The sequence below is a fragment of the Micromonospora sp. NPDC005197 genome, assembly GCF_040608295.1.
Lineage (GTDB): Bacteria > Actinomycetota > Actinomycetes > Mycobacteriales > Micromonosporaceae > Micromonospora.
This window is the reverse complement of sequence record NZ_JBEXHY010000131.1, coordinates 1-13398: the sequence shown is the minus strand read 5'-3', so window position 1 is coordinate 13398 and position 13398 is coordinate 1. Positions and strand designations below refer to the sequence as shown.

Sequence of the window (13398 nt, the reverse complement as noted above, 5' to 3'; positions counted from 1 at the left end):
GCGCCGCTCGGGACCTGACCCGAGCGGCGCGTCTTCGACTGGCTGAACGTTCCCCAGGCGGGGACTGGAAGCCCCCTTACGCGGGTGGCCGCGCGGTCGACCCCCGGACCCGCAGCGATGGGCTGATGACGATCCGGTGGGTGGGGCGGTCGGGGTCGGCGAGCCGGTCGGCGACGAGACGCACGGCAGCCCGTCCGATCGAGCGTCGCGGCGGTCGGACCGCGGTCAGCGGCGGGCTGAAGAGCCCGGCGACCTCGTCGTCGTACGCCACGATGGAGAGGTCGCCGGGAACGGACAGGTGCCGCTCCTCGCAGTGTTGCACCAGCGCGATCGCCTCGGCGTCGGCGTGCACCAGCAGGGCCGTCGTCCCGGTCGCCTGGCACCGGTCGAGCACGTTGTCGAGCACCGTGTCCCGCTCCGGTGACCGTGTGTCGGGTACCACGGCCACCACTGTCGCGTTCGAGTCGAGGTCGCACTCGGTCGTGGCGTCGAGCCAGCCACGCCGCACGTGCTGGCTGGTGGGGCTGTTGGCGTCGAGTACCAGGCCGACCTTGCGGTGTCCGAGCGAGGTGAGGTGGCGTACGGCCATGGCGGCACCGAGCGCATGGTCGGTGACCACCGACTCCATGACAGCGTGATGGCTGCCTACCGTGGCGGTGCGTTCCAGCAGGACGACCGGGACGCCGACCTGGTCGAGCCACTCGATGGTGCGCTCGGCGGTCGGCGCGTCCATGCTCGGCGCGATGATCAGCGCGTCCACGTCCATCCGCCCCACCAGGCGTGCCAGTTGCGGCTGGTCGTCCTCGGTGTCGTACGAGGAGCCGCGCAGTACCACACGCATGTCCAGCTCGCGGGCGGCGCCCTCGACACCGCGCGCCACGTCCGGCCAGTAGTAGTCCAATGAGGGCACGAGCATGCCGACCGCGCGCCCGACGAGCGGGTTCAGGCCAGCGTCGGGCGGCTCCTCGGCTGCCGGGACGTCGTCCGGCAGGATCAGAGCGACTCCACCATGGACCCGGCGAACCAACCCTTCGGCGGCGAGCTCCGCGATGTCGCGCCGGATGGTGACCGGCGCGGCGCCCAGCACGTGCGACAGGTCGGAGATGCGCATCGAGCCGTCGCGTTGCAGGGCTGCCAACAGTTGCTGGCGGCGGGCGACCTGAAGCGGCGCGCGGGAAGTCTCCGCCGTGGCGACGACAGGACTGTCCTTGGTCATGGGGACCTCCGAGGAACGCTTCGTGCGGCGAAAGGTATCGCGCCGTGACGACGAGCTTGCCGACCGGGTTGAACGCGGCTGCGCGCGACGGCTATGGCCCTCGGGCCGACCGAGCAGCTGTGAGCGATTCTGATCGTATCAGATCAGTTGTGGCGTTGCTGGCGTCGCTGAGTCCCCTGTGCGGCGGGGGTCGACCGGGTCACGGGCCGGAGGTCCGGTCTTCGACCGGATGATTAGGGGGTGTGTGACCGTTTTGTGGGCAGGCATCGGTAGCTCCGGCCGCCGTCGATCCCGGTGACGGCGTGTGTCCTTTTGATCGTATGTGTTCGTCTGGTTTGAGAACAGCATTGACTTGCTCTGATGTGAGCGTTTTACTTCGGAAACACTGCGGATGCCGGAGCGTCACATTCCGGGCAACGCGCCGCTCGCCACCTTCCATGGAGACGGATCGATGCGACAGGATCTGGGATGACGTCCAGGACGGCCGGCCGGTCAACGCCGGGGACGGCCTCGGATGCCGCGACCTGGAGCCGGGACGACTGGCTGGCCCTCGCCGACCGGATGCTCGCCGCGGTCCGGCCGTTCGCGTCGCCCGGTCACGCTCTCGTCAGTCTTCCCGGGCGAAAGGGCGGTTACGGGCGGGCCGTCGACGGCCTCGAGGGTTTCGCCCGCACTTTCCTCCTGGCCGGTTTCCGCATCGCGGGGGCCAGGGGAGTGGGCATGGACGAGCTCGTCGACCGGTACGCGGCCGGCATCGCCGCCGGCACCGATCCGAGCTCCCCCGACCGCTGGGTGCGCTTGGACGAACACCCCCAGGCGAAGGTGGAAGCCGCCTCCATCGCGCTGGTCCTGGACATGACCCGCCCGTGGATCTGGGACCGGATGCCGTCCGCGGTGCACGAGCGGGTAGTCGACTACCTGCGCCCGGCGGTCGGCGACGACACGTATCCACAGATCAACTGGGTGTGGTTCCGGCTGGTCGTACAGACGTTCCTGCGTTCGGTGGGTGGGCCGTACTCGATCGACGAGATGGCCGCGGACCTGAGCACGCACGACGGCTTCGCCCGCGGGGACGGCTGGATGTCCGACGGGCCGCACCGCGCGTACGACCACTATGTGGGCTGGGCCCTGCACCTGTATCCGACGCTGTGGGCCCGAATGGCCGGCGCCGCGGACCTGGCCGAGCAGCGCCGCGATCGGGACCTGGCCAGCCTCGACCGCTTCCTGGGCGACGCGGTCACGCTCGTGGGCGCCGACGGGTCACCGTTGATCCAGGGGCGAAGCCTGATCTACCGCTTCGCCGCGGCGGCGCCGTTCTGGGTCGGCGCGATCGCCGGCGTGCCCTCGGTCAGCCTCGGCCAGTTGCGTCGCGCGGCCACCCGCATCGTGCGCCACTTCGTCGCCAACGGGGCCCTGGACGAACGAGGTCTGCTCACCCTCGGCTGGCACCGGTCGTGGCCGCGACTGGCGCAGTCGTACTCCGGACCGGGCTCGCCCTACTGGGCCAGCAAGGGCCTGCTCGGCATCGCGCTACCCGCCGAACATCCGGTGTGGACGGCCTCCGAGGAGCCGCTGCCAGTCGAGGAGCGGGACACGGTGCGGGCGGTGCACGCGCCAGGCTGGCTGGTTTCCGGCACCCGTGCCGACGGCATCGTCCGGGTCATCAATCACGGCACCGACCACGCTGTAGAGGGCGCCACCGTCTCAGATTCCCCGCTCTACGCGCGACTGGGCTACTCCACCGCCACCAGCCCCGTCCTCGACGACAGCGGCTGGGCCAGCCCGCTCGACCAGTCCGTCACTCTCGTCGACCACGCGGGCCAGGTCACCCACCGCGCCGGCATGCGCCTGCTGACCGTGCACGTCGACACCGACGGCGTGGGCGTGGCCGGGTCACGTGCCCTCGCCCACTGGGTCGACCCGGATCCGGGTCAGCGCGATCACGGCGGCGGCCGCGTGGGCCGGTCCCGACCGGCCGGGCACCTCACTGTGTATTCGCTGGTCCGTGGCCCCTGGGAACTACGTCTGACCCGCGTCGACGACCTCGCCGACGGCGTCGAAGCGGCTGCGCTGCGGCTGCGGATCGGCGGCTGGGCCATTGCCGGGGATGCGACGGCAACCGTTGGCGAACGGGCGGTGGCCCTGACCGGGGCCGGCCTGACCAGCAGGCTCGACAGCGTTCGCGGGGACGGAACGGCCGGTGCCACCGCCCTTGCGCACGGCGGGCCCCTGGCCGGCGGGCTGGTAGTGCCCTGGCTGGACCACCCCGTCCGGCCGGGCGACTGGGTCGCGGCCTTCATCGAGCTGTCCGCGGTGCCGGCAGCCACGGTGGGGCAGGTAGGCCAGGCCGTGGCCGACGAGGACGGCCGCGGTCTCCACCTGGCGGTCGACTGGCCCGACGGGATCGGCACGTCGACCCGTCTGGACACCGAGCATGCCAGGCCCACCCAGGCGTCCTGGTAGCAGTGCGGGCCCGTCCGGGCCCCTTGACCTAAGGAGAGAGGGATGAAGCGTGCGATACCGGCCGTCATCAGCGCTGCGACGGCCCTGACGCTTGTTCTCGCCGGTTGCGGCGGCGGAGACGAGCCAGTCGACCCCAATGCCCCGGTGACGATCACCCTGGCTGGCTGGAGTCTGTCGTCCACGCCCGAGTTCAAGACGCTCGCCGACGGCTTCAAGGCGACCCACCCGAACGTGACGGTGGAGCTCAAGGAGTACGCCCCAGGCAACGACTACGACACCCAGATGATCACGGACCTGGCCGCCGGCACCGCCCCGGACGTCTACGTGATGAAGAACCTCAAGAACTTCTACACGTACCAGAGCGGTGGACAGCTGCTCGATGTCTCCGACGTCACCGCCGGTCTCGACTCGGTGCCGGCGCTCTCGTCGTACCAGGTGGACGGCAAGGCGTACGCGGTGCCGTACCGGCAGGACTCGTGGGTGCTGTTCTACAACAAGGACCTGTTCGCAAAGGCGAAGGTGGCGCCGCCGGACGGCAGCTGGACCTGGGACGACTACACCGACGCGGCGAAGCGGCTGCACACCGGGCTGAAGGGGGCCGGCTCGAACGCGACCGGCGCGTACCAGCACACCTTCCAGTCGACAGTGCAGGGATTCGCGCTCGCCCAGACCCCCAACGCGGACCTGCTCTCCGGGGACTTCGGCTACCTGAAGCCGTACTACGAGCGGTCACTGGACCTGCAGGCGGCCGGCGCGCAGCCGACCTTCGGCACCGCGAAGACCAACAAACTCACCTACCAGGCGCAGTTCGGCAAGCAGCAGTCGGCGATGCTGCTGATGGGCACCTGGTACGTGGCCACGCTGCTCAACCAGCGACAGAGCGGTGACGCCGACACGTTCCAGTGGGGGATTGCTCCGGCGCCGCAGTTCGACAAGTCCACCACCGGCACCTCCGCCACGCCTGTCACCTTCGGTGACCCGACCGGCCTGGGGATCAACCCGAAGATCAGCAAGTCCAAGACCGCCGCGGCCAAGGCCTTCCTCCAGTACGCGGCCGGCCCGGATGCCGGCAAGGCGCTGGCCGCGATCGGCATCACCCCGGCCCAGGTCACCGACGCGGTCACCGCGACGCTGTTCGGGCTGGACGGCGTACCGCAGGACGACCTGTCGAAGTTCGCCTACACCACGCACACCATCAAGCCGGAGAACCCGGTGTCGAAGCACACCGCCGGCCTGCAGAACCTCCTCAACGAGACGCACTCGGCGATCCTCTCCGACAGCAAGGGCGTCGACGCGGAGCTGAGCAAGGCGCAGACCCGTGCCAAGAACGAGGTCCTCAACCAGTGAGCTGTTGGCGGGTCCGGCGCGCCTCCGTCGCACGCCGGTCCCGCCACCATGCCGAACGCTTCCGGAGACTCCCTATGGCAACATTGCCGCGCACGAGACCCAGGAACCGGCGGCTGGTGTCGCGCAACACTGTCGCCGGCTGGTCGTTCATCCTGCCCAACTTCGTCGGCTTCGCCGTGCTCACCCTGCTCCCCGTCGTCGTGCTGTTCTACGTGGCCTTCACAAACTGGAACGTCTTCGGGGTGGCCGAGTGGACCGGCACCGCCAACTTCCGGCGAATGTGGGGCGACGCGAGCTTCTGGACCGCTTTGCGCAACACCGTCTACTACACGGTCTTCCACATCCCGCTGACCCTCGCGGCGGCACTCGGGCTGGCGCTGCTGCTCAACCGCAAACTGCGCGGCGTACGGTTCTTCCGCACCGTCGCCTTCTTTCCCTACATCACCTCGATCGTGGCGATCGCGATCGTCTGGAACCAGCTGTTCAGCCCGGAGTACGGCCCGATCAACGCCCTCCTCGGTGTCGTCGGGGTGGACAATGCGCCGGGCTGGACCACGTCGTCGACCTGGTCGATGCCTGCGGTCATCATCGTCGGCACCTGGCGGTACATGGGTTACTACATGCTGCTGTTCCTGGCCGGCCTGCAGACCATCCCGGCCCAGCTCTACGAAGCGGCCGAGACCGACGGCGCCTCACCGTGGCAGCGGTTCGTGCACGTGACCCTCCCCGGGTTACGACACACCACCTTCTTCGTCACAGTGCTGCTCACCATCGAAAGTTTCAAGGTCTTCGACCTCATCCTCGTGATGACCGGCGGCGGGCCGGGCCAGTCGACACTGGTGCTCTCGCAGTACATCTACCAGAAGGGCTTCGAGGAGAATCAGTTCGGCTACGCCTCGGCGGTCTCCATCGTCCTGTTCGCCATCTGCTTCAGCATCACGGTCATCCAGTTCATGGTCAACAAGCGGAGGAACAGCTGATGACCGCGACCGACCTCTCCCTGCCCACCCCGGCCGTCGCCGCGCCCCGCAACCGCAGCGCGCCCGGCCGACCGGTCCGGTCCCGGGGCTGGCGGCTCGTCGGGTACGCCACCCTCGTGCTCGCGGCGGCCGCGCTGCTGCTGCCGTTCTACTGGATGGTGGTGGCGTCGTTGAAAACCAACAGCGACGTCTTCACCATCCCGATCACCTGGCTCCCCGATCCCGTGGTGTGGCGAAACTACCTCGACATCTGGCAGCGCTCGGACATGACGACCTGGTTGGGAAACACGCTGCTGCTGTCGGTGGTCGTCAGCCTCCTCCAGGTGGTGACCGGCAGTTTCGCCGCCTACGGCTTCGCCCGGGTCCGCTTTCCCGGCCGCAACGCGCTCTTCCTGGCGTACGTCGGGACGATCGCGGTGCCCTGGCAGTCGTACATGATTCCGCAGTTCATCCTCCTGTCGAAGTTGCAGTTGTCGAACACGCTGTGGTCGATCGTCGCGCTACAGGCGTTCGGCGCGTTCGGCGTGTTCCTGATGAAGCAGTTCTACGAGACGATCCCCGAGGAGCTGAGCGAGTCGGCGCGGGTGGACGGGCTCAGCGAGTTCGGCATCTACCGACGGATCATGCTGCCGCTGTCCCGACCGGCGCTGGCCAGCCTGGCCCTGCTGACGTTCGTGACCACCTGGAACGACTACCTCGGCCCGCTCATCTACCTGCGCAGTCCGGAGCTGCGCACCATCCAGTTGGGTCTCAACACCTTCATCTCCCAGTACAACGCCGAGTACGCACTGATCATGACGGGCTCCGTGCTGTCGGTGCTGCCCGTCGCTGTCATCTTCCTGCTCGGCCAGCGCTACTTCATCGAGGGCATCGCCACGACCGGACTGAAGGGTTGAGGCCCATGCGTTCGCGCCACAACACCATCGCCGCCGTCTTCGACGGGATCTACGTCGCGCTCGTCAGCAACCTGCTGCTGGTGCTCGGTTGCCTGCCACTGGTGACGCTCGCGTTCACCACCGAGGCGGCGCGCTCCTGGCCGCTGTACGCGCTGACCGCCCCGCTCTGCGCGCCCGGGCTCTGTGCGGTCTTCGCGGTCATGTCCGCCTATTCGGCCGGCGACACCGGCGGCGTGCTGCGCACCTACGGCCGCGCCTGGCGAGCCACCGCCCGGCCGGCGATGCTCTGGACGGCGGCAGCCGTGGCTGCCCTGGTCGTGCTCGCCGTCGACGCCCGCGCCGCGTGGGGCCACCGGGTCGGGGCACTCGCCCTGCCGGTGCTGGCGACCCTGATCGTCCTCACCGTCGCTACCACGTTGCTGGGGTTGGTGACCGTCGCCGAGCGACCCACCGCGCGGTTACGTGAGGTGGCCCGCGCCTGCGTGTATCTGGCGGTGCGCCGGTGGTACCTCACCGCCGTTTCTCTCCTCGTCCTCGTGCTGCTCGCACAGATCCTGGCGGCCCGTCCCGCGATCGCGCTCGGCCTCGCCGCCGCGCCACTGCTCTACGTCGTATGGGCCAACAGCCGCTTCACCCTGCGCGCCGCCCTCGACCCACCGGCGACCGCACCGCAGAGCACCTGAGCACCGCGTTCCGGCCACCGAGCCGGGACGCCGACAACGCACCTGCCCGGCACCGGACCGTACCCACGAGGGAGAACAGCATCCATGACGGCGACCGACGTCCGTCCCAGCTCCGACGCAGAAGCCACGGCGGCCGCGGTGGCCGCCGCGATACGCACGGTCGACGCGAACATCGTCACCTTCGGCGACCGGTACCCCGCGGACACCACCGCCGCCAACCGCTACCCGCTCCGGCCAGCGAGCGGAGGCCAGCCCGAGGGCGCCAACGTCGGCTGGACCACCAGCTTCTGGCCCGGGATGCTCTGGCTGGCACATGATCTGACCGGTGCGGAGCGCCACCGGCGGGCCGCGCTCTCCCACGTGGACAGTTTCGCGGCCCGGATGACCCGCGGCATCGACCTGGACACCCACGACCTCGGGTTCCTCTACACCCTCGCCTGCGTCACCGCGGCCCGCCGTACCGGCGACGCGCGGGCCCGAGGCGCCGCTCTCGCCGCCGCCGACCACCTGATGACGCGCGTCCTCGAACCCGCCGGAATCATCCAGGCCTGGGGCGACCTGAACGACCCCCGCCAACGTGGCCGCACGATCATCGACAGCCTCATGAACACGCCGCTGCTCTTCTGGGCCAGCCAGACCACCGGCGACGACCGCTACGCCGCCGCGGCCCGCCGGCACACCGCTCAGCTTCGCCAGCACATCCTGCGTCCGGACGGCACCACCTTCCACACCTTCTACTGGGACCCGGACAGCGGTGCGCCGCTACGCGGGGAGACTGAACAGGGCCACTCCGACCACTCCTGCTGGGCGCGTGGGCAGGCATGGGGCATCTACGGGTTCAGCCTCAACCACCGGCACGTCGGCGACCCGGCGCTGCTTGCCGCCGCGAGGACCTGCGCCGACCGCTTCCTCGCCCACCTGCCCGAGGACCACGTCGCGTACTGGGATCTGGAGTTCGGCGACGGCAGCGGCCAGGAGCGGGACAGCTCGGCCGCGGCCATCGCCGCCTGCGGCCTGGTCGAACTGGCAGACGGCCTTACCGACACGGCCAGCGCCGACCGGTACCGGACAGCCGCCGCGGAGATCCTGCGCTCGCTCATCGTCCACTACTCCACCGGTGGCCATCCGGTCTCGAACGCGCTGATCCTGCACGGCGTCTACGACAAACCCAAGGGCATCGGCGTCGACGAGGGAACCCTGTGGGGCGACTACTTCTATCTCGAAGCCCTCACCCGCGCCACGATCCCTGGCTGGGCCAGCCCCTGGTGACCACCGCGATCGACCCGCACCGTCCGCATCCTCCGAAAGGTGACCATGGACTACCGCTACCACTGCGCGATTCCCGCCGTCGACGGCCGGAACACGCTGCCCTTCAATCCCTGCCGTCTGCTGGACTTCACCCTGCTGCGGCTGTCGGCCGGCGAGTCCTGGACCGGCGAGTCCGGTGACCGGGAGATCCTGGCCGTCATCCTCGGTGGCACGGCCAGCTTCACCGTCGCCGGCCGCCACTTCCCGCAGGTCGGCCAGCGACCGGACGTTTTCTCCGGCAAGCCGCACTCGGTCTACATCCCGGCCGGCTCCTCGGTGACCGTCGAGGCGGTCACCGCCGTGGAGATCGCCCTCCCCAGCGCCCCCAGCGAGCTGACCACCGACCCCTATGTCATCGCACCGGAGCAGGTCGTGACAGGCCGCTGGGGAGCGGCCAACTTCGCCCGTACCTACCACCAGATCCTCACCGAAGTCTCGCAACCGGACCTGCCCGCCCGCCGGCTCATCGTCGGCGAGACCTACACGCCCTCGGGTAACTGGAGCACCTACCCGCCACACCGGCACAAGGTCGACGACCTGCCCGCCGAGGCTGCGCACGAGGAGATGTACTACTACCGCGTCAACCCGGCGGACGGGTTCGGCATCAGCCGGGTCTACACCGACGACGGGTACGAGGAGAACGTCACCATCCGCGAGCATGTGATGCAGATGATGCCCGAGGGGTACCACACAGTGGTCAGCGCGCCCGGCTACACCACCTATTTCCTGTGGTTCCTGGCCGGCACACAACGCACCCAGGGCGCCCGCGAGGACGCCGCGCTCGCCTGGGTGGGTCAGACCGTACCGACCCTGCGCAGTGTGGGCCTGTAGCGATGGCTGCCCCACTCGGCCACCCGGACAGCCGGACGGCCACGCGCCGCCCGGGAAAGGACCCGAGCGGCGCGTCTCCGACAGGCTCAGCGTTGCCTGAGGCGGCACTAGGCGCGCGTGCTCCACTGCTGGTTGGCGCCCCCGTGGCAGGCCCAGAGGTGCAGTTGCGTCCCATTGGCGGTGCCGGAACTGACGGCGTCGAGGCAGAGCCCCGACTGGGCTCCGGTGATGGTGCCGTTGGCGTTCAGGTTCCACTGCTGGTTGGGTTGGCCGTTGCAGTCCCAGATGATGACCGCGGTGCCGTTGCTGCTTCCCGCTCCGCTGGCGTCGAGGCACTTGTTGCCGTAGACGGTCAGGGTGCGGCTCGCGGTGTGGGTCCAGCGCTGGTTGGTGCGACCGTGACAGTCCCACAGTTGCGCGCGGGTTCCGTTGGTGGTGCTGGAGTTGGGGATGTCGATGCACCGGCCGGACTGGCTACCCGCGATCAGCACGTTCTGCTGGCCGGGCGGTGGGCTCGACGGCGGGGGCGTGGTGGGCGGGGGAGTGGTGGGCGGCACGGTCGAGCCGAACTGGGTGAAGAACCTCCACACCTCCTGCTTGACCCAGCTCCGCGCGCCGCTCTCGCAGCCGGCACACCCGTCCACCGGACCCTGCTGGTGGCCGCCGTCGAACGCTGCCCAGACCACGGGGTAGCCGGCCTGACACGAGTAGGCGGTGGTGATGTGGGTCAGGCTGCCCGCCCTCGGTTCCGGCGGGTTCTGCGCGGCGCAACCGTTGTTGCGGACGAACCTGTCGCGCAACGCCCGTCCGTTCGGGATGTTGTCGTTGACGCCGTGGATCCCCAGGTACGCCACTGGCTGGGTGCCGCCGCTGCAGCCGCTGATCGCCCCGGGCGCCGCGATCGCCGCGACCGCACGGAACACGGTGGGCCGGGAACACGCCAACGAGTAGCTCATCGCGCCGCCGTAGCTGAATCCCACCGAGAAGAGTTGCGTCGTGTCGACACAGAGGGCGTTCTCGATGACGCGGACCATGTCGTCGGTGAAGGTCACATCCTCACCGTTGGAATTGCCCCAGCCGTTGTTGATGCCCTGCGGGGCAACGAAGATCGTGGTGTTGTTCGACTGGGAGAGCATGCCGTAGTAGGCCCACGCCGCTCCGTCGGTGCCGCCCGACGCCACCTGATCGGCGGTGCCACCCAGCCAGTGGAACCCGAACGCCAGTCGGTGGGCATAGGTGTTGTTGTAGCTGTCGGGCAGCCGAAGGATGAAGCTGCGGCTCTTTCCGCTGCTCTGGATCGTGTGGGTGCCGCTGTTCAGTCCGGGCGCCTTGCCGCAGCCGGCGGTGGTGGCGGCGGCCGCCGATCCGCCAGCCACGATGATGTACGCCCCGACGGCGACGAGAACCATGACCGCCATGGCGGCCCCTATCCAGGGGCTGGAGAGTTTGCGAAGTGGCACAGCTGCGCCTCCTTGTGGTGGACGAAGATCCATTGGTGGTGTGGGCGTGGGGCGTCACCGGCCGGCGCGGGAGCCGCGAGGCGGTCCTTCACAGACCGTCGAGGGTGGTGCCGACGCCGCGACGGCCGGTTCTGGTCGCCGGGGCGACGGCTGGCGGTGAGCCCTGCGGTGCATAGACTAGCATCATGGTGTGACGTATGACGTCCGCGATTGCCTCGACGTGGGCCCGCGGAGTGGATTCACCCTTCGCGGCCGTCTGTCCTGCCAAGTCGAACGAGCATCGCCGATGCCTTGACACCCCAGATGCGATCGCTAACACTTGTCCGCAACACGTACTTAATGATCTGGACACATGGCGTCTGCCTCGTCGGCGACACCGGCACGGCAGGTCACCCACCGCTCCCCACTGCGCGGCCCTGGGACGCGCCCCCTCGGAGCTGTTAACGCTCACATTTAGGTCGGTCGCCCGCCCTTCGCGAAGGAGAAGGACCCATGTCGATTGGACCCGTCATGAAACGGAAAAGGCTGTCTCACGGCCACGCGTCGCGGAGCCCTCGGTCGCTGCGCCGACTCCTGATCGCTCTGCTGAGCGCGATGACCGCGCTGGTTGGCATCGTCGTCGTCACGTCGTCGCCGGCCACCGCCGCCACCAGCCAGTTCCGCGGTATGAACTGGGCCGTACTGGGTGACAACTTCAGCACCGGCCCGCTCGTGGTGCAGGGCCTCAGCTCGTCCGACAGCAACGCGACAGTGCGGGCCAAGGCCAACGCCCTCTACGACAGCATGGCCTCCACCATGGGGGTCAACACCGTCCGGCTGCCCATCAACACCCACACGGTCGGAACGGCGTGGTGGGAGGCGTACCGCGGCGCCATCGACGCCGCGACCGCCCGCGGATTCAAAGTCATCCTCGCCTACTGGGAGGACGGCGCGGCCTCCGGCGGCAGGATCACGAACCTCGCCGCGTGGAACGCGATGTGGTCCACGGTGACCAACACGTACGGCTCGAACACCAACGTCTACTTCGAGCCGATGAACGAACCGCACGGCTACAGCTCGGCGGAGTGGCGCGACGTCGCGGCGAACTGGCTGAGCTACCACTACTCGGCGGTGCCCGGCCGGGTGCTCATCGGTGGCACCGGCTTCAGCCAGGATCTGCGCGACATCTGCAACGACACCCGCTTCAACTCGACCCTGCTGTCCTTCCACTACTACGCGTTCTTCTACGGCGCGATGACCTACGACGCCTTCCGCAGCCACATCCAGACCCGCCTGGGCAATTGCGCCTCCCGCGGGGTAGCGACCGAGTTCGGCGCTCCCATGAACGACGGCCGCAACTACGCCGACGCGGGCAGCACCGACAACTTCGTGCGCTACATCCGCGCGCTGGCCCAGGTCATGCGCGACAACCAGATGGGCGGCACCTACTGGCCCGCCCTCGGCGGCAAGCCGGGCACCATCGGATACGACTGGTACTCGATGTTCGCCCTCGGCGGCAGCGGCACCAACCTCAGCCTGACCGTCCGCAACACCTCCGGCGCCGACCGGATCCGGTACGCCTGGGGCGACACCATCGACGGTGGTCCGACGACGCCTCCGCCCACGACGGGAACGTTCTACCGGATCACCGTGCGGCACAGTGGCAAGGCGATGGACGTCCAGCAACCGAACACCGACAACGGCGCGCGGGTCGGCCAGTACACGTACGGCGGCAACGCGTGGCAGCAGTGGCAGTTCCAGGACGTCGGCAGTGGCTACTGGCGCATCATCAGCCGACACAGCGGAAAGTGCCTCGATGTGGTGAGCGCTTCGACCGCCGACGGCGCCGAACTCGTCCAGTACACCTGTGGCACCGGCACCAACCAGCAATTCCAGATGGTCGCCAACGGCAGCTACTTCCAACTCCGCGCCCGGCACAGCGGCAAGTGCGTGGACGTACCTGCCGCATCGACGGCGGACGGCGTGATCCTCAAGCAGTATCCGTGCAACACCGGCGCCAACCAGCAGTGGTCGCGTACGGCCGTTTGACGCTCGTCTCGCCGCGACGACCGATTGACGGTGGCCCGCACCCCCGGTACCGAGCTGGTGACCGGCGCCGGGGGTGTGCGCCGTTGGGGGGGGGGCGCGGGGGGGGGGGGGCGGGGGGCCCCCCCCCCGCCCGCCGGCCGTCTTGTGGGGCGGGGCCCCCCCGCTCTGGCCTTTGAATGTTCAACA

Annotated in this window: 10 protein-coding genes; 8 read left to right on the top strand and 2 right to left on the bottom strand. The window is 69.1% G+C overall.

Annotated features, from left to right (window positions below):
• Positions 1 to 76: 76 nt before the first annotated feature.
• Positions 77 to 1216: a substrate-binding domain-containing protein gene (locus ABZU46_RS27055; RefSeq protein WP_354862152.1), complete on the bottom strand. Its 1140-nt coding sequence runs from the start codon at positions 1214 to 1216 to the stop codon at positions 77 to 79.
• Between the two features lie 468 nt (positions 1217 to 1684).
• Between ABZU46_RS27055 and ABZU46_RS27050 the strand changes: the two genes are divergently transcribed.
• From ABZU46_RS27050 to iolB, 7 genes are all read left to right on the top strand, one after another.
• Positions 1685 to 3679 (top strand): DUF2264 domain-containing protein, encoded by a 1995-nt coding sequence (locus ABZU46_RS27050; RefSeq protein WP_354862150.1) that lies wholly within the window; start codon positions 1685 to 1687, stop codon positions 3677 to 3679.
• Between the two features lie 42 nt (positions 3680 to 3721).
• Positions 3722 to 5026 carry an extracellular solute-binding protein gene (locus tag ABZU46_RS27045; RefSeq protein ID WP_354862148.1) on the top strand — a complete coding sequence of 435 codons (1305 nt, stop codon included), beginning with the start codon at positions 3722 to 3724 and terminating at the stop codon, positions 5024 to 5026.
• A 116-nt stretch (positions 5027 to 5142) separates the two neighbouring features.
• On the top strand, positions 5143 to 6006 hold the full coding sequence (locus ABZU46_RS27040; protein WP_354862146.1) for a sugar ABC transporter permease: 864 nt from the start codon (positions 5143 to 5145) through the stop codon (positions 6004 to 6006).
• On the top strand, positions 6006 to 6902 hold the full coding sequence (locus ABZU46_RS27035; RefSeq protein WP_354862145.1) for a carbohydrate ABC transporter permease: 897 nt from the start codon (positions 6006 to 6008) through the stop codon (positions 6900 to 6902). The genes ABZU46_RS27040 and ABZU46_RS27035 overlap by 1 nt, the downstream gene beginning before the upstream one ends.
• Before the next feature lie 5 nt (positions 6903 to 6907).
• Positions 6908 to 7585 (top strand): hypothetical protein, encoded by a 678-nt coding sequence (locus tag ABZU46_RS27030; RefSeq protein ID WP_354862144.1) that lies wholly within the window; start codon positions 6908 to 6910, stop codon positions 7583 to 7585.
• A gap of 84 nt (positions 7586 to 7669) precedes the next feature.
• Complete coding sequence (locus ABZU46_RS27025) at positions 7670 to 8854, top strand: glycoside hydrolase family 88 protein (RefSeq protein ID WP_354862142.1); 1185 nt, start codon at positions 7670 to 7672, stop codon at positions 8852 to 8854.
• A 45-nt stretch (positions 8855 to 8899) separates the two neighbouring features.
• The gene (gene iolB, locus ABZU46_RS27020; RefSeq protein WP_354862155.1) at positions 8900 to 9724 is read left to right on the top strand and encodes a 5-deoxy-glucuronate isomerase; all 825 of its coding nucleotides are present in this window, start codon (positions 8900 to 8902) and stop codon (positions 9722 to 9724) included.
• Positions 9725 to 9831: 107 nt separating this feature from the next.
• On the opposite strand, the gene ABZU46_RS27015 is transcribed toward iolB, so the two are convergent.
• A complete protein-coding gene (locus tag ABZU46_RS27015; protein WP_354862154.1) occupies positions 9832 to 11133 on the bottom strand; it encodes a ricin-type beta-trefoil lectin domain protein in 1302 nt (433 codons plus the stop codon).
• Positions 11134 to 11778: 645 nt separating this feature from the next.
• Between ABZU46_RS27015 and ABZU46_RS27010 the strand changes: the two genes are divergently transcribed.
• The gene (locus tag ABZU46_RS27010) at positions 11779 to 13212 is read left to right on the top strand and encodes an RICIN domain-containing protein (RefSeq protein WP_354862140.1); all 1434 of its coding nucleotides are present in this window, start codon (positions 11779 to 11781) and stop codon (positions 13210 to 13212) included.
• Positions 13213 to 13398 lie beyond the last annotated feature (186 nt).

What these genes read in the sequence shown, in the direction of transcription:
- ABZU46_RS27035 (WP_354862145.1), top strand. Translation starts at nt 6,006, where the DNA reads ATGACCGCGACCGACCTCTCCCTGCCCACCCCGGCCGTCGCCGCGCCC.
- ABZU46_RS27030 (WP_354862144.1), top strand. Translation starts at nt 6,908, where the DNA reads ATGCGTTCGCGCCACAACACCATCGCCGCCGTCTTCGACGGGATCTAC.
- ABZU46_RS27010 (WP_354862140.1), top strand. Translation starts at nt 11,779, where the DNA reads ATGACCGCGCTGGTTGGCATCGTCGTCGTCACGTCGTCGCCGGCCACC.
- ABZU46_RS27025 (WP_354862142.1), top strand. Translation starts at nt 7,670, where the DNA reads ATGACGGCGACCGACGTCCGTCCCAGCTCCGACGCAGAAGCCACGGCG.
- iolB (WP_354862155.1), top strand. Translation starts at nt 8,900, where the DNA reads ATGGACTACCGCTACCACTGCGCGATTCCCGCCGTCGACGGCCGGAAC.
- ABZU46_RS27055 (WP_354862152.1), bottom strand. Translation starts at nt 1,216, where the DNA reads ATGACCAAGGACAGTCCTGTCGTCGCCACGGCGGAGACTTCCCGCGCG.
- ABZU46_RS27015 (WP_354862154.1), bottom strand. Translation starts at nt 11,133, where the DNA reads ATGGTTCTCGTCGCCGTCGGGGCGTACATCATCGTGGCTGGCGGATCG.
- ABZU46_RS27045 (WP_354862148.1), top strand. Translation starts at nt 3,722, where the DNA reads ATGAAGCGTGCGATACCGGCCGTCATCAGCGCTGCGACGGCCCTGACG.
- ABZU46_RS27050 (WP_354862150.1), top strand. Translation starts at nt 1,685, where the DNA reads ATGACGTCCAGGACGGCCGGCCGGTCAACGCCGGGGACGGCCTCGGAT.